General features: G+C 49.2%; 17 protein-coding genes. 7 read left to right on the plus strand and 10 right to left on the minus strand.

Features of this window, described 5'->3' with window-relative positions; all coding sequences use genetic code 11:
• Positions 1–67: 67 nt before the first annotated feature.
• The 3 genes from ACYVEA_RS31275 to ACYVEA_RS31285 form a co-directional block, all read right to left on the minus strand.
• Complete coding sequence (locus tag ACYVEA_RS31275) at positions 68–661, minus strand: hypothetical protein (protein WP_461117303.1); 594 nt, start codon at positions 659–661, stop codon at positions 68–70.
• 135 nt (positions 662–796) lie between these two features.
• The gene (locus ACYVEA_RS31280; RefSeq protein WP_461117304.1) at positions 797–2,113 is read right to left on the minus strand and encodes a glycosyltransferase; all 1,317 of its coding nucleotides are present in this window, start codon (positions 2,111–2,113) and stop codon (positions 797–799) included.
• A 144-nt stretch (positions 2,114–2,257) separates the two neighbouring features.
• Positions 2,258–3,247 (minus strand): SUMF1/EgtB/PvdO family nonheme iron enzyme, encoded by a 990-nt coding sequence (locus tag ACYVEA_RS31285; protein ID WP_461117305.1) that lies wholly within the window; start codon positions 3,245–3,247, stop codon positions 2,258–2,260.
• 364 nt (positions 3,248–3,611) lie between these two features.
• On the opposite strand from ACYVEA_RS31285, the gene ACYVEA_RS31290 reads away from it, so the two are divergent.
• The gene (locus ACYVEA_RS31290; protein WP_461117306.1) at positions 3,612–7,037 is read left to right on the plus strand and encodes a HEAT repeat domain-containing protein; all 3,426 of its coding nucleotides are present in this window, start codon (positions 3,612–3,614) and stop codon (positions 7,035–7,037) included.
• A 137-nt stretch (positions 7,038–7,174) separates the two neighbouring features.
• On the plus strand, positions 7,175–8,446 hold the full coding sequence (gene kynU / locus ACYVEA_RS31295) for a kynureninase (protein WP_461117307.1): 1,272 nt from the start codon (positions 7,175–7,177) through the stop codon (positions 8,444–8,446).
• Here the strand turns inward: kynU and queG are convergent.
• Complete coding sequence (gene queG / locus ACYVEA_RS31300) at positions 8,443–9,381, minus strand: tRNA epoxyqueuosine(34) reductase QueG (protein WP_461117397.1); 939 nt, start codon at positions 9,379–9,381, stop codon at positions 8,443–8,445. The genes kynU and queG overlap by 4 nt on opposite strands.
• A 214-nt stretch (positions 9,382–9,595) precedes the next feature.
• Between queG and ACYVEA_RS31305 the strand changes: the two genes are divergently transcribed.
• Together ACYVEA_RS31305 and dnaJ are read left to right on the plus strand one after the other, a co-directional pair.
• Positions 9,596–10,189, plus strand: a complete 594-nt coding sequence (locus ACYVEA_RS31305) for a nucleotide exchange factor GrpE (RefSeq protein ID WP_461117308.1) — start codon at positions 9,596–9,598, stop codon at positions 10,187–10,189.
• Positions 10,190–10,273: 84 nt separating this feature from the next.
• Positions 10,274–11,440 carry a molecular chaperone DnaJ gene (gene dnaJ / locus ACYVEA_RS31310; RefSeq protein WP_461117309.1) on the plus strand — a complete coding sequence of 389 codons (1,167 nt, stop codon included), beginning with the start codon at positions 10,274–10,276 and terminating at the stop codon, positions 11,438–11,440.
• A 252-nt stretch (positions 11,441–11,692) separates the two neighbouring features.
• Here the strand turns inward: dnaJ and ACYVEA_RS31315 are convergent, their stop codons facing one another.
• Both ACYVEA_RS31315 and ACYVEA_RS31320 read right to left on the minus strand, forming a co-directional pair.
• Positions 11,693–12,046 (minus strand): LytR/AlgR family response regulator transcription factor, encoded by a 354-nt coding sequence (locus ACYVEA_RS31315; protein WP_461117310.1) that lies wholly within the window; start codon positions 12,044–12,046, stop codon positions 11,693–11,695.
• Positions 12,047–12,121: 75 nt separating this feature from the next.
• Positions 12,122–14,566, minus strand: coding sequence for a TonB-dependent receptor (locus ACYVEA_RS31320; RefSeq protein WP_461117311.1), 2,445 nt, complete (start codon positions 14,564–14,566; stop codon positions 12,122–12,124).
• A gap of 1,046 nt (positions 14,567–15,612) precedes the next feature.
• Here ACYVEA_RS31320 and ACYVEA_RS31325 point away from each other — a divergent pair.
• Positions 15,613–17,211: a Na+/H+ antiporter gene (locus ACYVEA_RS31325; RefSeq protein ID WP_461117312.1), complete on the plus strand. Its 1,599-nt coding sequence runs from the start codon at positions 15,613–15,615 to the stop codon at positions 17,209–17,211.
• Between the two features lie 83 nt (positions 17,212–17,294).
• Here the strand turns inward: ACYVEA_RS31325 and ACYVEA_RS31330 are convergent, their stop codons facing one another.
• Positions 17,295–20,252, minus strand: coding sequence for a glycosyltransferase family 117 protein (locus ACYVEA_RS31330; RefSeq protein WP_461117313.1), 2,958 nt, complete (start codon positions 20,250–20,252; stop codon positions 17,295–17,297).
• Positions 20,253–20,436: 184 nt separating this feature from the next.
• On the opposite strand from ACYVEA_RS31330, the gene ACYVEA_RS31335 reads away from it, so the two are divergent.
• Entirely contained in the window at positions 20,437–21,087 is a 651-nt protein-coding gene (locus tag ACYVEA_RS31335; protein ID WP_461117314.1) for a Uma2 family endonuclease, read from the plus strand.
• On the opposite strand, the gene ACYVEA_RS31340 is transcribed toward ACYVEA_RS31335, so the two are convergent.
• The 3 genes from ACYVEA_RS31340 to ACYVEA_RS31350 form a co-directional block, all read right to left on the minus strand.
• Positions 21,081–21,959, minus strand: coding sequence for a bifunctional 5,10-methylenetetrahydrofolate dehydrogenase/5,10-methenyltetrahydrofolate cyclohydrolase (locus tag ACYVEA_RS31340; RefSeq protein ID WP_461117315.1), 879 nt, complete (start codon positions 21,957–21,959; stop codon positions 21,081–21,083). The genes ACYVEA_RS31335 and ACYVEA_RS31340 overlap by 7 nt on opposite strands.
• A 106-nt stretch (positions 21,960–22,065) precedes the next feature.
• Positions 22,066–22,566, minus strand: a complete 501-nt coding sequence (locus ACYVEA_RS31345; RefSeq protein WP_461117316.1) for a DUF4385 domain-containing protein — start codon at positions 22,564–22,566, stop codon at positions 22,066–22,068.
• Positions 22,567–22,589: 23 nt separating this feature from the next.
• A complete protein-coding gene (locus ACYVEA_RS31350; RefSeq protein WP_461117317.1) occupies positions 22,590–23,021 on the minus strand; it encodes an RES family NAD+ phosphorylase in 432 nt (143 codons plus the stop codon).
• Positions 23,022–23,044: 23 nt separating this feature from the next.
• Between ACYVEA_RS31350 and ACYVEA_RS31355 the strand changes: the two genes are divergently transcribed.
• Positions 23,045–23,584: a DUF1349 domain-containing protein gene (locus ACYVEA_RS31355; protein ID WP_461117318.1), complete on the plus strand. Its 540-nt coding sequence runs from the start codon at positions 23,045–23,047 to the stop codon at positions 23,582–23,584.
• The last annotated feature ends 7 nt before the right edge of the window (positions 23,585–23,591 follow it).

Consider the following 23,591-nt stretch of genomic DNA (forward strand, 5'->3'; position numbering starts at 1 on the left):
TCGCTTTGATAAAAACAAATCCCCGCTCAGCGCTGAGCGGGGATTTGTTGTACTACGTACCTCATGATTAGAGAATGTCGGAGCTGGAATAGGTGTCGTTTTCTTCAACTTCAAGAGTGATGAACTTTGTGCAGTCATCTTTCATGTCGTCGAAGTTATCAAGCAAGATTGCGGCTCCATTTTTTCGGACAGTATTCTTTACCACTTCATAGACTTTGGTTGCGCCTGTGGGATCTATCCCAAGGAGATCAAATGTAATATTGTCGGTAAAAGATAAAGTTGAATAGAGCGAAAGGAGTTTGCGAGGTGTCCCAGCTAAAGAAATGATTTTTGTTTTAGGAGTAATATAATCTAACTCATATATACGGTTGGCGATAGTGTTGATAGGTTTGGCGTTCTTTTTTATATACTCACCAACAGTTACAGGATAAAATAGTCGCCTTAGCGCACTTTCTTCATAGTGTTTCACGAATGATAAGGGCTGGTGTAGTACTACGTTGTTGTGCTTTATTTGACCACTGAAAATAGAGGCAAGATTTTTTAGAAGATCAAAATAGTGGTCACCACTAGGCAGAAATAGGACAACCAATTCTCCTTCTGACAGCGTGAATGGCGGGACATAGAATCTATTGATTTTTATTCCTTTGGATTCAAGTAGCATGCTGTTGGCCTTACGTTTCTCTTGCCCTAAATAGCAAATTCCATTGTTTAAAGTGAAATTCTAAACAATGGAATTTGTATTGATTTCCGAATAAAGATAACCATCCGGGAAGGGAGAAGCATATTTGCGTCTTTACTAAGCTAGCTGTAAATTCACTTCTGATTTCTCCAGTAAAGGCGTAATGTATTGCTCACACAACGTATTGGCGTCATATTGACGGAATTCATCTGCCAGCTTCTGCACATTTCGCTTGTATTGTAGATCGGTTAGTACCCGTTCGACACCCTGCCGGATTTGAATTGCCGTTGGGGTTTCCGTCTTCAGATTGACGCCGAGGGTAAAGTAACCGACGCGGGCCGCAATCTCATTTTTGCCTTCATGAACCCCCGCTGCTACCATGGGCAGGCCGTTTTGAATGGCCATCGTAACCCCGCCGTAGCCCGCATTCGTGACGTAGACATCAGCATAAGGCATCACCGAATTGAAGTCAATAAAATCGTCAATGATGATGTTCGCCTGCGGATAGCGAGCCTGTAGTTCTTTCGTCTGTGAACCGCCCGTGGTAGCAATCACCAGCGTTTTTTCGTCGTCTTTGAAGGCCTCCAGCGTTGGCAGAATAATCTTGGCCGGATCGCGCTCAACGGTGCCCTGCGTCACGAGTACCACCCGTTTATACTGCTTGGCTAAAACTGCCTGCCTGAATGGATTTCGAACGCTTTGGCTATAGGGCAACATCGGCCCTACGAAGCGAATATTGGCACTTTTGTTAGGGCGATTATACTCAAAACCGGGTGTGCCACTTTGTAGAAATACGTCGGGCTGGCGAACGAACGCATCGAATACAGAATCGGGACTTGGTGGTAAACCGTGATCGGCCAGGAGCTTATTATACAAATCCGTGCAGGACTTGAACAGGTGGTTAGTGGTTAGATAACGCAAAAAGCTGTGCTTCATCCGCCCGAAAATGTTGTTCGAGGGAACCAGCCCTAAGCCGGTCGGCGGCAATCCTTTGGAGGTCTCGGTTAACGGCACCACGCCCACAGTCGCCACCGGTACGTTCAGCAACTGCTTGATGAAAGGGCCACCCACAAACAGCAGGTCACAAACCAGTAGATCGTACGACCACTCCTTGTAGATGGCCGTTAGATCGGCAGTAAATTCTGGAGCACGTAGCAAAAATAGGTTGTTGATATCGAACCGTAGCCGGGCAAGGGTGCCTTTAATGTGCTGGCGTTCGGGCAGGGCCGTATCGAGATTCAACTGATTGATTTCCTGCGCCTGTTGATACGGATAATACGGAATGCCAAGTTTCTGGATTTTGTCGGCATAGCTCGGGCCGGTATACCACCGAACATCGTGTCCCTGATTTTTCAAATGAACCGCCAGACCCGTTAGCGGGTTGAGGTGGCCATCCATGGGCATAGTCGCGAACAGAATACGTTTAGTGTTCATTAGTATGTGTTGTTTGGGTTAAAGAGGGGTATTGCTACCGATAAGGACACTGCTAAAGTAGTGGGTCGCCTATCCGTTGACCAGCGATAACCTGGTGAACTGGAAAAAACAGTGATTGAATTAGCCATAATCGAACACAACCTGTTAGTTACTCTGAGCCACCCGGAAACCTGTCCACCAATATTTGTTCGTCTCGGGAAGATTGCGCCTGCTGATTACGGCACAAAAGGAAACAAGGGAGATGCCCCATCCCCCACGTAACACACGCGTACTCCCGGTTGCCGGGCCATTCGGTGCGTTAAATGGATAAGCCCCATAATAACTGCTACACCATTCCTCCACATTGCCACTCATATCGTAGGCTCCGTATGCGTTCGGCTTCTTTTTGCCAACCTGTGCCGTGGCCATACTGCTCGAATACCCATTCGAATTCCAGGCGACTTCATCCGCATTATTACTGCCAGAATACTTAAAATCCTGACCGCCCCGAGCCGCATACTCCCATTCCACTTCGGTCGGCAGTCGATACTGTTTTCCCGTTTTTTGACTCAACCATTCACAATAGGCGCTGGCGTCAGACCAGGTTACATTTACGATGGGAGCGTCATCGACCCAATCCCAGGAAGGTGGCGTTGCCGGAAAAGTTCGACCTGTATTCGTGCAGAAGTCCCGGAATTGTTTAACAGTAATCTCGTACTTGCCGATTCGAAAACCAGTCACCTGCTGGCTTTGTACCGGCTTGGTGTCATCCCCATTCATACTGCCCATTTGAAACGTTCCTCCCGGCACGGCAACGGTTTCTGGTTCCGGAAAGGAGAGGGTCGCTTTGATGAGTATTTTCTGTTGCGTGCTGTTGCTGGCATTTTTGCCGATGGCGGTAAGTTTAACGGTGTATGTACCAGCCGCTGTAAATTGCTTCGTCGGATTTTCCAGGGTAGATGTCGTATTGTCGCTAAACTCCCACAGATAGGCGATCGCATCCGTTGACTTGTTAATGAAGGAAATTGTACAGGCGGCTGTGCAGCCATCGTTAGAAACCGTAAAGGCAGCTATGGGCTTAGTCGTCAGCTCGTCCAAGGTCTGACAACTGGCCAGTAAGCTTCCTAACAATAGAATCACTGTAAAGGTCTTCATCGTCGTGTTAAATGCCTTTTAGCCACTGATTTTACATTAACAAGTACCCGCTTGTAGCCTCGAAATAGCTGGTAGCTGTTGGGATGATAATAAATGTAGGTAAATATCTTTTAATCAATAGGTTATGCAATTCGTTAGCTGAGAGATACATCTATGTTTTTATCTAGTGGTTATTGAATATGTCCATAAGACACAATCGACTATTTTTGTAAAATATATTGTACAAAAGCAGGTAGGATTGCCTTACCAACTTACTTACATTACCACTAACGTATCAACGCCGATGTGCTACGTTAACGACTTATTTGTCGGCATCTCAATCAAGTAGTAACTCAGTAAACTGACGCCCTAATCGCCGTTTTGCATGAAAAAAGTGCGTGTATCATTGCCCATAAACAAAAAGATCGTCTGGCTCTGCGGGCTGGCTCCTATGCTGTGCCTGGTGGCTTACCAGCCGGATAAAGACCCCATCGACCGGCGAATCAAACGGATGGCTCCCGAAAAAGCCGCGGCTCTGGCGAAATCCATCGAAGCGACCGTAACGCCGGAACTAGCCGAAGGCCTTACCCTTAAATTGTGGGGCGTAGACTCCCTCGTAGCTGATCCAATCGCCATCGATATCGACGACAACGGACGTATCTACTACACCCGCACGAATCGGCAGAAAAACTCTGAATTTGATATTCGCAGTCATCAGGATTGGGAAATCGAATCGAATCGCCTACAAACCATTGAGGACAAGCGGGCCTTTTTGCACCATGTGCTCTCGCCGGAAAACAGCAAGAAAAACGAGTGGCTGAAAGACCTCAATGGGGATGGCTCGCACGATTGGAAAGATATGACCGTCGAGAAAGAAAACATCTACCGGATTGAAGATACCTCCGGCGATGGTGTCGCTGATTTGTCGCAGCTGGTGGTCGATGATTTTCATGACGAAGTGACCGACGTAGCGGGCGGTGTTTTAATCAACGGTAACGATCTGTACGTAGCAGTGGCCCCGGATCTGTGGCGGATGCGTGATAAGGACGGCGATGGCATTGCCGAAGAAAAAACGTCGATCTCACACGGCTACGGTATTCACGTTGGCTTTGGTGGGCACGGTATGTCGGGCGTAGAAATGGGCCCCGACGGCAAAATCTACTGGCAAATTGGCGACATTGGATTCAATGGAAAAGGCCCCGATGGCAAGAAATGGGAATACCCGAACTGTGGGGTTGTGGTACGATCCAATCCCGATGGCAGTGATTTTGAAGTGTTTGCCTCGGGTGTCAGAAACACGCACGAATTTGTATTCGATGAGTACGGAAACCTCATCAGCGAAGATAACGACGGCGACCATCCGGGCGAGAAAGAGCGGCTGGTATACATTGTGAATGGCTCGGATACGGGCTGGCGCAGCAACTGGCAGTATGGGAAATACCGCGATCCGAACAACAATACATATAAAGTCTGGATGGACGAGCAGATGTATAAGCCCCGCTTTGACGGGCAGGCGGCCTACATTACACCAACCATTTCCAACTTCGTAAGTGGTCCCGCCGGTATGCTCTACAACCCCGGCACAGCCTTAAGTCCTAAATACAAAAACACTTTTTTCATTGCCGAGTTTGTGGGGAATCCCGCCCGCTCCGGCATTCATTCGTTCAAGCTGAAACCTAAAGGAGCGTCTTTTGAGCTGGGCGAACAGAAAAAGATTCTGGGTAACGTACTGGCTACCGGCATTGATTTTGGCCCGGATGGGTCCATGTACATTGCCGACTGGATCAACGGGTGGGACGCTAAAGATTATGGCCGCATCTGGAAACTGGATGATAAAGAAGGCGCTGCCTGGGCGGATCGCCAACGTACTAAAACGCTGCTAGCCGAAAATTTCAGTAGCCGCCAGCCAACTGATTTGGGCGAGTTATTGAAAAATCCGGACATGCGCGTTCGCCAGAAAGCGCAGTTCGAACTGGCGAAACGGGGCGAAGCGAGTATGCCCATATTTACCGCAGCGATCAAACAAACCGACAATCAGTTAGCGCGGGTGCATGGTATCTGGGGCATCAGCCAACTGGCTCGCCAGGATATGAAACACGCACAGCTTCTGATGCCGCTGTTGCAGGACGCTGATCCGGAAATTCGGGCGCAGGCGGCCAAATGGATTGGTGACGTACGGTACAAAGAGGCTGGTCCAGCTTTGATTCCATTGCTGAAAGATGCCAATAGCCGCACTCGTTTCTTTGCGGCCGAAGCCCTGGGACGTATTGCCTATGAACCCGCCATTCAGCCGATTATCCAGATGCTGGACGCCGAAAAAGATGCGGATGCGTATCTGCGGCACGCCGGAAGTTTGGCCCTGGCGCGGATTGGAAAAGCAGAGCCAATCGTAGCCTTGTCGACCAGTCCGTCGCGGGCGGTTCGGATTGCGGCAGTGGTGGCCCTTCGGCGGATGAGTAACCCCGGCATCGCCAAATTTCTGGCCGATCAGGATGAATTTATCGTCACCGAAGCGGCTCGTGGCATCAACGACGACCTGTCAATTCCCGAAGCGTTGCCTGCGCTGGGTAACGTATTGAAGACGACCAAGTTTACGAACGAACCCCTGCTTCGTCGGGCCATCAACGCCAATCTGCGGGTTGGCACGCCGGAAGCTATGCAAAACCTGATCGACTACACGCTGAAAGAGGGCAGCCCCGTAGCGATGCGGGCCGAAGCACTGGAAGCGCTCAGCACCTGGTCGAAACCGTCGGTGCTGGACCGGGTGGATGGCCGCTATCGGGGCGTCATTGAACGCGATCCAATGCTGGTGAAAAATAAAGCAGCCGATCTATATATAAAGATGGCGTCAAGCTCCGAATTGCCTTTGCGATTGAGCGCCGTTAAAGCCATCAGCAAACTTAATCTGACGGAGGGTTCGGCGACGCTGTTTACGCGTTTGACGGAGGACAAAGAACCAGCGGTGCGAATAGCCGCACTACGTTCCCTGGCTGCCATGAACGACCCGCAAATCAGCAAAGCGATTGAAAAGGCGCTGGCTGATTCCGAAAAAAGCGTGCGCGTAGCGGGTCTTGATCTGGTTGCCAAAACGAACATGTCTAAAGACCTGATGGTGTCGCTGCTGTCGGATGTAATCGCCAAACGAACTACCGAAGAGAAGCAGGCGGCTCTGGTTACGCTGGGAAAATTGCCGGTTAAAAATTCGCAGCCCGTTTTCGATCAGTTGCTGACGAAAATGTCGGCGGGCAGTCTGGCCCCGGAAATTCAACTGGAGTTGGAAGAAGCCATTGATAGTACGCGTTCTCCGCAATTGATCGGTCGCTACAAAGCGATGGTGGCCAAACTATCACCCGATGCTGTCGCGGCTTCATTTAAAGGGAGTCTGATTGGGGGCGAACCTGACCTGGGCCGACGCATTTTCTTCCGTCACCAGACGGCACAGTGCATTCGGTGTCATTCCTACGATGATCTGGGTGGCGATGCCGGTCCCCGACTGAATGGTGTGGCTAGCCGACTCACCCGCGAACAACTGCTGGAGGCTTTGATTAACCCAAGTGCCCGACTGGCACCAGGATATGGCACGGTCACGCTGAAGCTCAAAAATGGCAAAACGGTGAGTGGTATTTTGCAGGGCGAGACGGCCACCGACGTTAAAGTCAAAGCGGGCGATAAGCCGGATATTGCTATTCCGAAAGCGCAGATTGCCAAACGGACCAATTCGCCATCGGGTATGCCTGAAATGCGGTACCTGTTGACGAAACGCGAAATTCGGGACGTAGTCAGCTTCCTCGCTACGTTGAAAGATAGTTAAGTTGAGGTCAAACGAAAGCTTCTAAAGGACTAATGATACACCATCATTAGTCCTTTTCTTTACAGTAGGACTTACGACGTCTTAAACAAAACAACCTCAAAAACGTAGTCTATTTATCGATTACGACCCATCCTCCGATGATTTACGAAAATTCCCTTGCCTTCGCTCAGCAACTCGACCAGACAGATTCACTACGTCATTTTCGTGACCGATTTCATATCCCTGAGCGGGATGGGCAACCATTGATCTATCTATGTGGGAACTCCCTTGGATTGCAGCCCAAAACAGCCCGGGATGCCATCAATCGGGAACTCAATACGTGGCAGAATCTGGGCGTAGAAGGCTGGTTTGATCAGCCAGAAGCCGCAGAACAACCCTGGCTGAGCTACCACGCTACCTGCAAAGACGCCCTGGCTGAGATCGTGGGATCAGAACCCTCGGAGGTTTGCCCGATGAATGCGCTGACGGTTAATCTTCATTTGCTGTTAGCGTCTTTCTACAAACCAACCGAAAAAAAATTCAGGATTCTGACCATCAAAGGCGATTTTCCATCGGATCAGTACGCGCTGGAAACACAGGTTAAACAGCATGGACTGGACGTAGCAACGACAATTATTGAAATTGCTCCCCAGGAAGATGGGCTAATTCATACAACGGATATTCAGAAGGCTATCGTTGAACATGCTGACTCGCTGGCCGTGATCTGGATGAGCGGCCTGAATTACTACACCGGACAGGTTTATAACATGGCGGCCATCGCTGAAACCGCTAAGCGGCATTGCATTCCCATTGGTCTGGACTTGGCCCATGCTATCGGCAATGTACCGCTACGGCTTCATGACTGGGACGTCGATTTTGCCACCTGGTGTTCGTATAAATACCTGAACGGTGGTCCTGGGGCAGTTTCCGGGGTGTTTGTGCACCAGAAACATCACGATCAGAACCTGCCCCGGCTGGCAGGCTGGTGGGGCTATCGGGAAGACCGACGTTTCGACATGACGCCCGGTTTCTTACCGGCTCCCGGTGCTGATGGCTGGCAGGTCAGTACACCAAACATTCTGGCCCTGGCGCTACACCGGGCGGCTATTTCTATAACCGTCGAAGCGGGTCTTGTGGCATTACGGCAAAAAAGCGAACAGCTAACCGGCTTTCTGGAATACGTATTGACGCCCTTTGACGAGATTCAGCTGCTAACGCCGGACGATCCGAATCAACGCGGTTGCCAGTTGTCGTTGCTAGTACGAAAAAAGGGTAAGGCTTTATTTACCTATCTGACAGAGCAAGGAATTATTGGTGACTGGCGCGAGCCTGACTGCATTCGGCTGGCTCCCACGCCCTTATACAATACCTTTGAGGACGTTTGGCAAGTCGGTGAAGCATTACGGAAGTTTTTTAGTGCCAACAGCTAATCGTTGGGTTTTACAAACGCTACGTTCCGTTTCAGACCATCCAGCTTTGTCCGTTTCACGGCCGACCGCCGAAAGATTTCCCGGAAAACATCTTCCGTAATTTCTTCCCAATCCGTGTTCGTTAACGTAGTGAGTTCAGGATGTGGATCAAAGGCGGGCGTTTGGTGCGGGCGGGCAAACCGATTCCAGGGACAAACATCCTGACAGATGTCGCAGCCGAAAATCCAGTTGTCAAACTTTCCCTGAACCTCCGTGGGAATGGCCTCTTTCAGTTCAATGGTGAAGTAAGAGATGCATTTGCTGCCATCCACGACGTAGGGTCCGACAATGGCATCGGTAGGGCAGGCATCGATGCAACGCGTACAGGTGCCGCAGTAGTCGGTGATGGGACCGTCGGGTTCCAGTTCGAGATCAAGAATTAACTCCCCAATAAAAAAGAAGGAGCCAATCTCGCGGTTAATCAGGTTCGTATGCTTGCCAACCCAGCCCAAACCCGCCCGTTTGGCCCAGGCTTTATCCATAACAGGAGCGGAATCGACAAACGCCCGTCCACCAACTTCGCCGATTTCTTCGTGAATATAGGCCAGCAAATCGGTCAGTTTATCTTTGATAACAAAGTGATAATCTGTACCATAAGCGTATTTCGATAGCTTGTAATCGGCATCGCCTTCGGGTAGTTTTTGTTCAGGGTAATAATTCAGCAGAACCGTTATCACCGACTTGGCATCATCGACCAATAAGCGCGGATCGAGACGTTTATCGAAATGGTTGGCCATGTAATTCATTTGGCCGTGCATCCCGTTTTTAAGCCAGGTTTCCAACCGAGGAGCTTCGTCTTCCAGAAAATCGGCTTTGGCTACACCGCAAAAATCGAAGCCTAATTCAATAGCTTTGGCTTTAATGAGTTGCGTATAGTGCCGGGCGGGGGCATGCATGCGAAAGGTGATGTTTACGTTGGTATAGGAAGCCGGAATGACAGGAACATAACAGATTTTTCCAGCATATAAATCCTGTAAATCGGGTAAACACTGCCAACTCCAGGGCAAGCGGGGTTCAGGTATTGTGTCAACTTGTCAGGAAATCTGGTTTTGGCCGGTCTTTTGCCGATCTTTGTCTATGAATTTCTGGAAGCGAAATAGAAGCTCAGCAATGGAAAATAAAGACATCATAGACGAAATGCCGTCCGAGAATACCCAACAATCTGACAACCTGACAACCGAAGAGGCCGTAACGGTAAATGGTGGCGAAGCCGCTGAAGAAACCGAAGAAGTGCCTCAAGCCGACGATTTTGTGGCAGAAACCGAAAAAATCGGTAGCGAACTGGCCGAACTGAAAGACAAATATCTCCGTTTATACGCTGATTTTGACAATTTTCGTCGGCGTACAGCCAAAGAAAAACTTGATCTGATCAGCAATGCGAATGAAGGCTTGTTGAAAGCGCTGATTCCGGTTGTCGACGATTTCGAGCGGGCTATGCAGTCCATCGAACAAACCGACGACGTAGTCGCTCTGAAAGAGGGTGTTTCATTGATCTACAGTAAGTTATATAAAACACTGGAGGGTAAAGGACTTAAGCCAATGGTGTCGAAAGGCGAGCCGTTTAACGCTGACCTGCACGAATCTGTTACGCAGTTTCCGGCCCCCAGCGATGACCTGAAAGGTAAGGTCATCGACGAAATTGAGAAAGGTTATTATCTGAATGACAAAGTCATTCGGTTCGCAAAAGTGATTGTAGGAAGCTAAAAAAATGTAGGATGTAGGGTATAGGATGTATGATACGTAACCACCAATCATACATCCTATACCCTACATCCTACACCATTATACATGGCAACGAAGCGCGATTATTACGAAATTCTGGGCGTTGACAAGAACGTCTCAGCGGAGGATTTAAAGAAGGCGTATCGGAAGATGGCTATCAAACACCATCCGGATAAGAACCCCGACGATCCTACCGCCGAAGAGAAATTTAAGGAAGCCGCCGAGGCTTATGACGTACTGAACGACCCGCAGAAAAAGGCCCGCTACGATCAGTTCGGTCATGCGGGTATGGCTGGTGCGGCAGGCGGTGGCTACGGGGCCGGTGGTCCGTCGATGGAAGATATTTTCAGTCAGTTTGGCGACGTCTTTGGCGACGATTCGCCATTTGGCAGTTTCTTCCGGGGTCAGGGTGGTGGTGGCGGTGGACGGCAGCGCGTTCGTCGTGGCTCCGATCTGCGTATCAAACTGAAACTGAATTTGCAGGAAGTGGCCAATGGCGTTGAAAAGAAAATCAAGGTTAAACGTCATGTGACCTGTAATACGTGCGGTGGCAATGGGTCTAAAAATGGAACCGCCGTGCAGACCTGCTCGACGTGTCAGGGAACTGGCCAAACCCGCAAAGTGGTCAATACGATGCTCGGTCAGATGGTGTCGACCAGCACTTGCCCAACCTGTAATGGCGAAGGTAAAATCGTGACCGATCGTTGCGATGCCTGTTTCGGCGAAGGGCGCGTTTTGCAGGAAGATGTTATTCCGATCAAAATTCCGGCTGGCGTTGCCGAGGGTATTCAATTGTCGGTTGGCAGTAAAGGAAACGTACCTCCGCGCGGGGGCGTAGCGGGTGATCTGCTGATTGTGATCGAGGAAGAAGAAGATGCCGACCTCAAACGTGACGGCAACAACGTAGTGTTTGATCTGTATGTCAACTTTGTCGATGCGGCCGTTGGCACCAGTGTCGAAGTGCCTACGATTGATGGCAAGGCACGTATCACGCTCGATCCCGGTACGCAAAGTGGTAAAATTCTTCGCCTGAAAGGCAAAGGCATTAAAGAACTAAATGGCTATGGTCGGGGCGATGAACTCGTTCACGTGAACGTCTGGACACCCAAGGCATTGTCGGCTGAAGAGCGGGCAATCCTGGAGAAGTTACGCAACTCCCCCAACTTCCAGCCTAAGCCCAATAAGAACGAAAAAGGATTTTTCGATAAAATGAAAGATTTCTTTCATGGATGAGCAAACGCTCTGAATGTGTACGTAGCCCATATAAAGTAACCATCAAAAAAGCCCCGTTTCGGGGCTTTTTTGGTGTCAAGTGATTACGATACGTGTTTGCTACGGGTAAGCTACAACCATTTGTGAAACGGTTGATTTTTCACCACCTCTTTCTACCGTCGTAACAAAAAACAGCCGGTCCATAGAACCGGCGTTTTGACCTCCAACTGTGCTTAATACTCACTATACGAGCGTGGTAGCAAATTGGCTGCGTCAAGCTGTACTATTATTTTTACGGTAGGCAAGTTCCTGAATCATTTGATCCAGAACCTGATTGATCCTTCGCTTGGCAATGGGCAATATCTCCCCCGAGAGCAACGTGACGTAGGCTTGTCTGGAATCTATTTTGATCACTGTCTGGATGCATTTAGGGTTGACCAAATGCTGTTTGTGAATGCGTATAAAATCAGGTAATCGACTGGCATACTGAGCGAGTGAGGAAGGGAATATATGGACTTTTCCGTCATTCATGTGCAGATATGAGTAGTTGCTGTGGCCAGATATGCGAACAATGGCGGCCTGGTTGTGAGGGGTTATTTTGTTGTGGGTTAGCTTTAATTTGCTCATTCAGGGTTGTTGACGTTGAGCCCATACATACGACATATGACGCACGATGGATTCAATCAACATCAGACCGATCAGTTATCGACCATCCTTGTCGTCATTGCTGATCTTCTTGCCTTTTTTACCGCCACCTGCGCTCATTTGCCCAAATCGCCATTCGAACGAGAGTCTTATAGAACGGCGGATGTAGTAGTTTCGGGCTTCCGATTCGAAGGTTGGAGCCGATTGCTGGCTTGTTTGCACGACTCCTCGATTGAACGGGTTGTTCAGCCCTAAGGTCAGACTCGCCTGCTTGTTCATAAACTCCCGTTTGGCCGAAATGCTATGCCAGTAAAAGCCAGTGTTTGTCCCTTGCAAACTGACCCAGCCTGAATTGAAATTGCCATTGGCCTGTAGCGTGAAATTATTGGGTAGTTTGTAGCTGGTGTTTAGATTGACGTTCCACACCAGCCCATTATTTCCCTGATTGAGTGCCGGACTGAACAGGTCTACGTAGCGAATGTCACCGCCCCCGTTGAGATTCCAGTTTTTAACCGGCTGACTGCTTAAATTTAAGTTCAGTCCGTAGGCTTTCCGCTGGGCAATATTCTGCGGTTTGTTAATCGAGACCCCGGCTGCGTCGACGGTCGAGACATAGTCAATGGCATTGTTGGTGAGCCGCCAGTATAGAGCGGTATTGACCGATAAACCATTTTTGGTGCTGACACTGTAGGCTAGTTCGGTAGCATGACTTAGCTCAGGATTCAGGTAGGGGTTACCCGTCTGAATATTTTTTGGATCACTCTGATTCAGCCAGGGATTCAGATACCAGACCATTGGCCGCTGAATGCGTTGCGTATAACTAACCTTGACTGTATGGGTTTTAAGGGTTTTGGCTAACGTAACGCTGGGAATCAGGTTAGTATATTGACTGGCCAGTTTCGTTTGGGTTGTCGTGAAATCGCCCTGAATGTCCGTATGTTCGATACGGGCTCCGGCGTTCAGATTCCATTTTCGTTTCGTGTCAATTCGCAGGGCGGTGTAAGCCGAATAAACCTTCTGGATATAATTGAAATCGTTCGACTGGGTGGAATCAGTCACCAGAGCCCCCTGGCCATCGAGCGACTGCGATACCCGGTATTCACTGCCAATGTCACGCAAGATCCCTTTCACCCCAATTTCAAGTTTCAGATTGGTGGTGTCTTTTCGGCCATTGATGGTGAAGGGGTGGGTGTAATCTGTTTGAAAGGTATATTCCTTATTGCTGCTGTAGTTGCTGCTATGCTGGCGATAGATCAATTGTTCAGCCATTGAATACCGGTCTGTATCGTAAACGTAGTTGTCGGGCATGCGGCTAAACTGAGTCAGGACTGAAAATTCCTGACCTGGTTTTTTAAACGTTTTGGTGTAGCCCAGATCGAGCTGGCCGTTGCCATAAGGATTACTAAACCTGATGTCATTCCGAAAGGCTTGCAATTCCTCCCCAGCGGGGTTCGTCAGCCGATTCACTACGTTGCTGTTGTTGGGATAATAACCACCCCAGACATTGGCGGCAAAATTGACGTGATTTGTCGAGTCGGGATCATAATCAACACTCATTTCTCCATAGCCACCCGTGCCGGTATTATCAGCACTACTTTGCTGTGTCAGGATACTAAGTGGCTGACTCGGCCCATCGCTACTGGGCATCAGTGCCGTACGCGTCGATTGATTCTCTCGCTGGTTACGAAACTGATAGCCGTTGGCGGAGAGCGAAAGGCCAAATTTCTTTTTCTTCAGATTCAGGCTCGTCCCGACTCCCCGGTTCATCGTGCCAGCCGTCACCGTAGCAGTTCCGTTGAATCCCTGAAGTGCTTTTTTGGTGATGATGTTGATCACCCCGGCCGAGCCTTCTGCATCGTATTTCGCACCGGGACTTGTGATCACTTCGATGGATTTGATGACATTGGCGGGCATTTGTCGCAGCGCATCCGACAGATTCCGTGCCATCATAGCCGATGGCTTCCCGTTGATGAGTACTTTGATATTACCGTTGCCCCGCATCTGAACATTGCCATCCAGGTCAACGCTCAGCGTGGGCACTTTACGTAGTACGTCAGCCGCCGTGCCGCCCGCGTTGGAAATGTCTTTTTCGGCGTTATACACCAAGCGATCCCCTTTATCTTCGACCATCGCTTTTTGGCCCGCTACAGTTACCTCGCCCAGCGTTTTTCCTTCCGTGTTCATCAGGATCGTTCCCAGTTCGCGGGTGAATTTCTCCGCTGTCAACGTCACGAGCAGGGATTTGGTCCGGTAACCGACAAACGACAGCAGGAGTGTATACGTACCTATTGGAATATTCGGCAAGACGAACATACCGGCGCCATCGGTGGTGGTACCGGTAACGAGTTTAGCGCCCTCCATAAGGGCTACTGTGGCGAAAGGAACGGCTTTTGTCGTCGTTGAGTCGGTGAGGGAGCCGGTTAGTTTACCTGGATGAAGGGCTTGAGAGAGGGCACTGGAAAGCCCAACGCCAAGCAGGAGCAGCGTGAAAAGATGTTTCATGAAAGTGGGTAGGCGTCGGACCTAGTAGGGGTGAGTCGCTAGTGGGGTTGGAGTTGAGAGGTTGATCGTGAACGGAAAGAATGGCCCGGTTTCATGCTTGCCCGTTTGTTGCGTTAAGGATGGATGGATGTTGTAATACGTTGCATCATAAGTTAAAAAAGGTTAATCCGCCATCTCCTTACCCTGTATCAAACATGCCTCCATCGCTGATGGAGATGCTTAAATCAACTGATTATCTGTACTTTTCAGGGGAATAAGTTAACTGATTCGGTCAACGTGGCTGGTAACTGGTACGAAGACGATTGAGAAGAAGAAACATTACAAATCCCTGTTATTTTATGTATTGTCTACCATTAGTTGGCGCGGCAATCTGACAGGGAAATTGGCTGACAGAGCCAGGCGTCAGCTGTAATGAGTGACAATGAAAGCCACAGAAAAGCCACAGACGGCGTATTGTTGAACGTTGTGAGCCAGAAACACAAAAGCCCCAACCAGGAAGTTGAGGCCAGCAGAAGTTTATTTCTGTATCATTGACTGGCAAGATCGTAAAAGGTCACGCCAGTAATAGAATTGTTCACAACGATGATAGAATCGTTTACGATGAACGCTACTCGATAATGATAACAGCCGTCAGCGACCCGAGATGGACATTCCGGCTAATCGAGTAGTTGCTTTATCGTCGATGTAAACAAAAAAGCAGACTGACATAGTGAGCCTGCTTTCCTAATTCTTAATCTAAAAGTTGTGATCAAAATAACGGCAATTCCTTCAAGCATAAAAATACAATCGACCGCAGGAGGGTGAACACCGACAGATACCCCATTTTCGCCGATAGACGTGAATGGGCGGTATGCATAGTTTCAGGATTCTTTGTAGAGGATCGAAGAAAAACAAGAAATATAGTCAAAAGACCTGATAGCTAATCGAACGAAACGGTGTGCTTTTAAGGAAAGCGACATCCAACGTTTATACAGAGACGTTTAGCCAATCTAAATAATGAGGCTGAGTTTTAGTATCTTCGCTTCTCCCCACTATTTTATAAATCTATGCACCAAACATTGCTACTTTGTCTGGCGTTAATGCTTGCCGTTACGTTACTGGTCATGGTCGGACAGCGTTTACGGATTCCGGTTCCCATCTTTCTCGTGTTGAGTGGTTTAGCCGTTAGCCTGGTTCCGGGTATTCCTCCCATTGAAGTTGACCCCGAACTAATCTTTCTGATATTCTTACCCCCCTTACTTTACGAAGCCGCCTGGTTTATGTCCTGGAAGGAATTCTGGCGCTGGCGACGTATCATCGTTGTGCTGGCTTTTGGGCTGGTACTATTCACCTCGTTTGCTGTTGCGTATGTGTCGAGTGCTGTAATTCCCGGGTTTACACTGGCGCTGGGATTTCTACTGGGCGGCATCATTTCACCACCCGATGCCGTGGCTGCTACGTCGGTTCTGAAGGAAGTTAACATCTCGAAAGCGGCCATCAGCATTCTGGAGGGAGAGAGTTTAGTGAACGATGCGGCAAGTTTGGTGGTATTCCGCTTTGCCCTGGCCGCTGTATTATCGGGATCGTTTGCGTGGCAGGAAGCTTCCGTCGATTTTTTGCTGGTAACAATCATGGGAATAGTCGTCGGGCTGGCTGTAGGTGGGGTGTTTTACGCAATCCACCGCTGGATGCCAACGACAACCCGAATCAGCATCCTGCTAACGTTCATCGCGCCCTACATTATGTACATGACGGCCGAAGAGTTTGAGGTTTCGGGCGTCATGGCTGTGGTGAGTGGAGGGCTGTTTCTGTCAAATCAGAGTCACGTAATTCTCAACCACAGTTCGCGCATTCAAGGGACGGGTATGTGGGCTACGGTTGTTTTCGCGTTAAATGGCCTGGTCTTTATTCTGATCGGGCTCGAATTACCGGTTATTATCAACGGGCTGGAAGGCTATTCGAAAACGGAGGCTGTTTTATTTGCGCTGCTGATCACGGCTGTGGTGATTGTTACACGTATGGTATTTACGGTATCGTCTTCCTACTTCACTCAGTTTATCGGAAAATACATCACTGTAGCACAGCGGAGGCCCGGCTGGCGCGGCCCGGTTATCATTGGCTGGGCCGGTATGCGTGGCGTTGTGTCGCTGGCATCGGCGTTGTCGGTTCCACTCGCTCTGCAAAACGGGACGCCATTTCCGCACCGGAACCTGATTCTGTTCATTACGTTTGTGGTCATTCTGGTGACGCTTGTTTTTCAGGGACTGACCCTGCCTCTCCTTATTCGATGGATTAATCCTGAAGATCTTGACGTGCGCATACCTGAAGATGAGCAGGAAACAAGGATTCAGTTGAAGCTCCTAAAAGTGGCCTTGAAACATCTTCATGAGAACTACGCCGAAGAATCGAGCACGAACGAATTAGTGGAAAATCTGAAGAATCGGATGGAAAGCGATCTGCATCAGACGAAACGACATCTGGACTCCCTGGAGAGCGACGGCGACAATGTAACGCGTTACAATGAGATTATTACCGATATCATCAACGTTAAACGCGAAGAACTGCACCGACTACGGAGCGTGCAGGAGTTCGACGATGAGGTAATTCGAAAAGAAGAAGCCCGGATGGATTTGGAGGAGGAAAAGGTTAATCACCCAATTCGCTGAGCGCGTCGCTGGTGGCATGTAGGTAATCATAAAAAAGCCCGAACTGCACAAGGCAGTTCGGGCTTTTTTACCGCTTATTTCGATCAGCCAAACGCGTTGATGTGCTTCTGGAAAATCGCTTCGTATTTGGCAACGGCGGCCGTTTGTTTGGCTTCCTTGCAGGCTTCAACAATCGTTTGCAGAATGTAAAGATCTGAATCCGGACTACCAAAGCGGTTTCCGTTACCACTCTTATCGTACGTTAAATTCTGGTCTGCGCGGTTCGCCATCGTATCGGCAATTTCAAGCGCCTTTTTGCTGTCACCTACTTCAAACAGGAATCGGACGTAGTTCGACGAAATCTGGTCGTATGGAATGCTCTTGTCCGGAATAACTTTCAGCGAATAGTTAAGCACCTCCAGCGCTTTTGGCTTGTTGCCTTCGCGGATAAGCTGATCAGCCAGACGGAAGAACGCAATCCGGGCCGAAATGACGGGCGGTCCTTTGTAGGTTTCGTCATAATACACATTCGGGTTATCGAACTCCCGCCAGAATGTCTTCTTGGTCATGTTGTTATACATGATGTCCGCGTTGACGTACCCATCCGATGCACCCGGCACAGCTACCGGCATCAGACGATAGGCGTATCCTTCGAGTTGCATGTAGGGCTTCAGACTCAGGTAATTATCGCTGGCTAACGTACTGGAAAAATAAATGGGACGCTTCCAGTTGTTGGTCGCAATCATATCGAGCATGATGAGATCGGGCTTATAAAGATCCTTCTTGCCAATCGTCCATTGCAAGGTGTCTTTCATCATCGGCCGTAGCGACGCGGGTACAAAATTCGCCTGGTCTACAGCGGCTTTGTCGATAGGTAAGAATAAGACCGATGAGGGCAAAATACTGGTCATGTCGCCATTGGTGAGCGGCACCTGTACCGCCGGATTGCTGGTCTTGATCAGGCTAATGTACTGCTTTAAGTCAATGCCATTTTTCACGCCCGGCACCTCATAAAACGGCACGATGTCGTTTTTACCCTTATTGAAATTGTCGAATTCCAGTGAAATCGGCAACGCGTCAGACTTATACGTCTTGCGTTTCATTTGCTGAATATACCACTCAGTACCCAGTAAACTCAGGTTGCACACGCGCACATCCGTGCGGAAACCTTCCACTTCCTGCACATACCAAAGAGGGAACGTATCATTATCACCACCGGTGAAGAGCACCGCGTTTGGTGCACAGGAGTTGAGCAGGTTTTTGGCAAAATCGACTGACTGATACCGGTTGTCGCGGTTGTGGTTGTCCCAGCTTTTGGCCCCCATCATCAGCGGGACCAAGAGGCAAACGCCAGCGACCAAACCATTCCGGGCAATGTCCGATTTGAAGTACGTTCGCAATCCTTCGGCAATCGCCATCACGCCTAAGCCGAGCCAGATGGCAAAGAAATAGAACGATCCGACGTAGATATAGTCCCGTTCACGCGGTTCGGAAGGGGGTGAGTTCAGGAAAACCTGCAGCGCAATACCGGTGAACACAAACAGCAGGCCAACAATCAGGAAATCACGCCGACGACGGAAATACTGGAACGTAATGCCAAACAGAGCAAGCGCGAACGGCAGCATGTAGAAGTTGTCACGGGCTTTGTTCGTCTTCAGTAAATCAGGTGCGTTCTGATCCGACGACCAGGGCAGCAGGTAGCCTGCGCCTTCTTCGTCGCTCTCACGACCGGCGAAATTCCACATCAGATAGCGCCACCACATATGCCCCAACTGATAACTAAACAAATACTTTATGTTGTCGCCCATGGTTGGCTTTTGGCCTTCGGCCAGACCAAGCATTTGCCGGTAAAGTTGCGGGTGATTCTGCTGACTACTATACACCCGTGGAAACAGCATCTCATCACCCGGTGCATAAACGTATTCTGGCTGATGATCGAACACAACGTACTTATTGCCTTCTTTTTTCCACATCGCAGCCCCTGGTTTCTGGTCAATTGGACGGGCGGTGAAGACGGGCCCATACAGCAGCGAGCGGCTACCGTATTGTTCCCGACGCAGATACGACAGGAAATTGAGTTCGTCGCTTGGGTCATTTTCGTTGATAGGCGGATTAAAATCAGCCCGTACCAACACCTGCAAATAGGAGGCATAACCAATCAGGACAAACGCCAGTGCCAGTAGTGACGTGTTCAGGATAACGCGCTTCTTCCGTGCTGACCAGACAATGCCGTAGACTATTGTCCCGATAAAAGCAACGGTAAAGAACATGGCACCTGAGTTAAACGGCAAGCCTAAGGTATTCACGAAGAACCGTTCAACGGCGAAAGCCATGCCCGGTAATCCTGGAATAATCCCGGCGTTGATAATAGCCAGAATAAGCAGGCCAATACCGGCAGCCGTAGCACCTCCCCAGAAGGTTGGTTTGGGGTATTTTTTGAAATAATAAATAAGTGCCAGCGCAGGCAACGTAACCAGGTTCAGTAAGTGAACGCCGATGGACAAACCGGTTAGATAGGCAATGAAAATGAGCCAGCGATTAGCGGCTGCTTCGTCTTCAATACGTTCCCATTTGAAGGCAGCCCATACAACGATAGCCGTAAAGAATGAGGACATTCCATACACCTCAGCTTCCACGGCCGAGAACCAGAACGTATCAGAAAACGTGTACGCAACGGCCCCAACAGCCGCCGTGCCGATAACCAGCAACGTATCGGCGGTGGTGTACTCGCTCTCGGGTTTGGCCAGGAGTTTCTGAGCCAGCATGGTGATGGTCCAGAACAAAAACGCGATGGTGAAGGCGCTGGCTAGTACCGACGCCATGTTGACCCAATAGGCCACACTGGTCAGGTTACCGAACGACATCATGGAGAAGAGCCGTCCCAACAACAGGAAAAACGGTGCGCCGGGAGGGTGGGGCACTTGAAGTTTAAATGAACACGCAATGAATTCGCCACAGTCCCAGAAACTGGCGGTACGTTCAACGGTCATCGCATAGGTAACGAGTGCGACGGCGAAAACGAGCCAGCCCGTAAGGGTGTTAAGGCGTTTGAATGACTGCATACAAATGGAGATTAACGAACTGCTTTTGTGTAAGTAGCGGCCAAAAATACGCAAAAAACAAGCCCGTTAAGGCCTAAGCGAGTTGTTAAAGTTTGTTAAGCCGTTAGGATAATGTAGTAGCTGTCGTATCATCTGTCGGAATTGCTAAGCATAATTCTGTAGATTTACACAAGACGAGACAGGTATGGAAGCGGCTAGTAAAGTCCAGTTGAACAATAAACAGGTAGCCAAACTAGAAGCAGGTGGCGTAGTGGCTATTCCGGCTTCGTGGGATGATTTTATGGAGTTTCTGCACGAAACACGCTATCGGGCTGAGTATCACAATGGACGAATTATTATTATGGGCTTAGCCGCATTTTATCACGAGGTTCTGATTATGGCAGTGGGTGATATTCTTCGCCGACTTCTACGAGGAATGGGCTATTTTGTCGCTGGCAGTAATGTCGGCGTTTTAAAAGAGGAAGGCAAAGGATATTATAATCCTGATATTACTGTAGTGAAAGGTAAACCTGACTTTCAGAAAGATTCTACCGCCATTATCACAAATCCTTATTTCGTCGTTGAAGTGCTATCTGAATCAACGGCGGCTTACGATTTTAATCACAAGCTGCGTAAATATCAGGCTATTAGTAGTTTACAGGAAGTAATATTTGTCGATCGCTTTGACATATCGGTCACCGTTTTTCGCAGAACCGAAACGATAAATACCTGGACCGAAACGATTTATGAAAACCCCGACGAAATGGTACGTATCGCCGGGGAACACACGGTACTTCTTCGTGAGTTTTTCGCTGATCTGCCTTCAGAAGCCCTTGGTGATCAGGCGGCTCAATAAATTTCTCTCCGCGCAGCTTTCAGCGTATTCTGCATCAGTGAGCAGATCGTCATCAGGCCAACGCCACCAGGAACGGGTGTAATGAAACTTGCTTTCGGGGCTACTTCATCAAATTTTACATCGCCTTTCAGGGAGAAGCCGCTTTTCTTGCTGGCATCTGGTACACGCTCCAGACCCACGTCGATTACAACGGCGCCTTCTTTTACCATATCGCCGGTGATAAACTCAGATTTGCCAAGAGCCGCCACCAGAATATCGGCCGAGCGACAAATTTCGGCGAGGTTTTGCGTGCGGCTATGCGTGATCGTAACCGTACAATTGCCTGGATACGTGTTGCGCTGCATCAGGATGGACATGGGCAGCCCTACGATTTGACTCCTGCCTACAACCACACAGTGCTTACCCGCTGTTTTGATATCGTAGCGTTTTATCATTTCCAGAACACCCTGCGGGGTTGCTGAAATATAGGCCGGTAATCCTTTGGCCATGCGGCCGATGTTGATTGGGTGAAAACCGTCTACATCTTTGGCTGGATTGATGGTTTCCATGACCTTATCGGCGGAAATGTGGTCGGGGAGAGGAAGCTGAACGATCAGACCATCCATGTCGGCATTGTCGTTCACCTCGCGCACTTTATTCAGTAGTTCAGCTTCTGAAACCGAGGGGTCGAAGCGAATCAGCGTGGACTTCATACCGACTTCTTCGCAGTTTTTCATTTTAGACGCTACGTAGGTTTCCGATGCGCCATTGCTGCCTACCAGAATCGCGACGAGATGCGGGATCTTGCCGCCCTGTTCGCGAATCGCTGCGACTTCGGCCGCAATTTCCTGTTTGATTTGTGCTGAAAGAAACTTACCGTCAAGGAGTTGCATATGTTAGTGATTAGTCATCAGTGGGTAGTCATCAGCGGTTAGCAGGTGTTCCTGTTAATTTACCAGCGACTAACAATCGGCCGCAAAGGTCGTAAAGATTAGGAAACTACCCGTATGTCTGCTGCCACTCCTTTTTCAATTTTTTATACACTTCGTCCTCCCGTGCTTCCAGGTACTTACCATAGAAAATCCGGGCTGACTCGGCTTTTACCGGGTCTTCTTCACGGGGAAGCTGATCCCGTCCGTGCGCCCCCGAACGACCTTTCTGATCGTTAGGAACGGGCCCGTCGTATTTTTGGCCGGTTTTGTGATTGGCGTAACGCCTGGCTCTGGTATAGCCCATTTGCAAAAACTTCCTGGCCATGTCCATGCCAATGAAATCGCCTTTCTCCTTATAGTCCAGGAATAACTGGTAAATTTTTTCAGATGACTCTCGAGCGATTTCTGGTGTTTTAAATCGCCAGTAGGGGAGAATTTCAGCTTTGTAGGGTTGTACCAGCAACACTCCCATTTCGCCCTTACCAACGCGGTAAAGCTCAGGCTGTTCGCGAAGATTCAGATTCCGGTAATCGAGGTCGTAGTTGAAAGCACGGTCGTTGGTTGGCATGGGTTATCCTTCGTTTGTTAGTGTTACCTATAACAAAAGAGGCTAGCCAAATGGTTATTAACGTAGCAGGCGCGGGTCGAAGTGGTAGGTTGTTTACTGGTAATCACAACCTCCGAAGCGCGCGGGTGCATTGGATTGATGAGATAGTTGTATTCGCCCTCAACCACAGCCGACGGTACTTTTAGCAACAGGAAGTTACGATCTGTCACCCATTTTTCAGTCATATCTTTAATCGTACCGGGAGGAGTTAGACCATTCCATCCGTCAGGTAATTGCTCCAGCGGCACACTTAAGAGCGAATCTTCGGGTACTCGGATGGTGAGCATTTGGTAATAGTCCGGTACGTAGGACAAGGGGCTATGAACCAGCACTTCCAACGTAGCTAAAGATCGAGAACTGGCTGTGTACAAAACAGGCGTTCCAATTAGATGCTTATGGTCGCTTGAAATTTTCATACTTTCGCTCAAAATGTAGTTCTATGATTTGGTATAATAAACCGGCAATCTGGTCGGAAGAGAAGGATACCGTTTTTGTACGCGTAGCGGGCGATACGGACTTCTGGCGCGTAACGCATTACGATTTTGTGCGGGATAATGGTCATTTTTATTACCGCGAACAGGCTGGCGATTTTGTGGCCAGCGTGAAGGTCATCGGCCAATATACCGACTTGTATGATCAGGCAGGGCTAATGATCCGACTCGACGAACAGAACTGGATCAAGACGGGAATCGAATATGTTGACGAACGGCAAAATGTCAGTGCCGTCGTGACGCGCGAATTCTCGGATTGGTCAGTTTGCCCGCAGGATCATAATCCACCCTCTATTTACCTACGCTTAACGCGTCAAAACGATTCGGTACGTATTGATTATTCGTTCGATGATTTTACGTATCAGATGCTGAGACTGGCCTACTTTCCACCCGATGTACCCCTGCAAATTGGTATGATGGCAGCCGCTCCCGACGGGCGAGGTTTCGACGTAGTATTCGAGCAATTTGCCGTACTGGATATTTCGTGAGGGCTAC

This window comes from Spirosoma jeollabukense (genome assembly GCF_054777855.1).

Coding starts and splice junctions, on each gene's coding strand:
- kynU (WP_461117307.1), top strand. CDS start 7,175: ATGATTTACGAAAATTCCCTTGCCTTCGCTCAGCAACTCGACCAGACA.
- ACYVEA_RS31345 (WP_461117316.1), bottom strand. CDS start 22,566: ATGCCAACCAACGACCGTGCTTTCAACTACGACCTCGATTACCGGAAT.
- ACYVEA_RS31275 (WP_461117303.1), bottom strand. CDS start 661: ATGCTACTTGAATCCAAAGGAATAAAAATCAATAGATTCTATGTCCCG.
- ACYVEA_RS31350 (WP_461117317.1), bottom strand. CDS start 23,021: ATGAAAATTTCAAGCGACCATAAGCATCTAATTGGAACGCCTGTTTTG.
- ACYVEA_RS31355 (WP_461117318.1), top strand. CDS start 23,045: ATGATTTGGTATAATAAACCGGCAATCTGGTCGGAAGAGAAGGATACC.
- ACYVEA_RS31305 (WP_461117308.1), top strand. CDS start 9,596: ATGGAAAATAAAGACATCATAGACGAAATGCCGTCCGAGAATACCCAA.
- ACYVEA_RS31340 (WP_461117315.1), bottom strand. CDS start 21,959: ATGCAACTCCTTGACGGTAAGTTTCTTTCAGCACAAATCAAACAGGAA.
- dnaJ (WP_461117309.1), top strand. CDS start 10,274: ATGGCAACGAAGCGCGATTATTACGAAATTCTGGGCGTTGACAAGAAC.
- ACYVEA_RS31315 (WP_461117310.1), bottom strand. CDS start 12,046: ATGAGCAAATTAAAGCTAACCCACAACAAAATAACCCCTCACAACCAG.
- ACYVEA_RS31335 (WP_461117314.1), top strand. CDS start 20,437: ATGGAAGCGGCTAGTAAAGTCCAGTTGAACAATAAACAGGTAGCCAAA.
- ACYVEA_RS31285 (WP_461117305.1), bottom strand. CDS start 3,247: ATGAAGACCTTTACAGTGATTCTATTGTTAGGAAGCTTACTGGCCAGT.
- ACYVEA_RS31320 (WP_461117311.1), bottom strand. CDS start 14,566: ATGAAACATCTTTTCACGCTGCTCCTGCTTGGCGTTGGGCTTTCCAGT.
- ACYVEA_RS31330 (WP_461117313.1), bottom strand. CDS start 20,252: ATGCAGTCATTCAAACGCCTTAACACCCTTACGGGCTGGCTCGTTTTC.
- ACYVEA_RS31290 (WP_461117306.1), top strand. CDS start 3,612: ATGAAAAAAGTGCGTGTATCATTGCCCATAAACAAAAAGATCGTCTGG.
- queG (WP_461117397.1), bottom strand. CDS start 9,381: ATGCATGCCCCCGCCCGGCACTATACGCAACTCATTAAAGCCAAAGCT.
- ACYVEA_RS31280 (WP_461117304.1), bottom strand. CDS start 2,113: ATGAACACTAAACGTATTCTGTTCGCGACTATGCCCATGGATGGCCAC.
- ACYVEA_RS31325 (WP_461117312.1), top strand. CDS start 15,613: ATGCACCAAACATTGCTACTTTGTCTGGCGTTAATGCTTGCCGTTACG.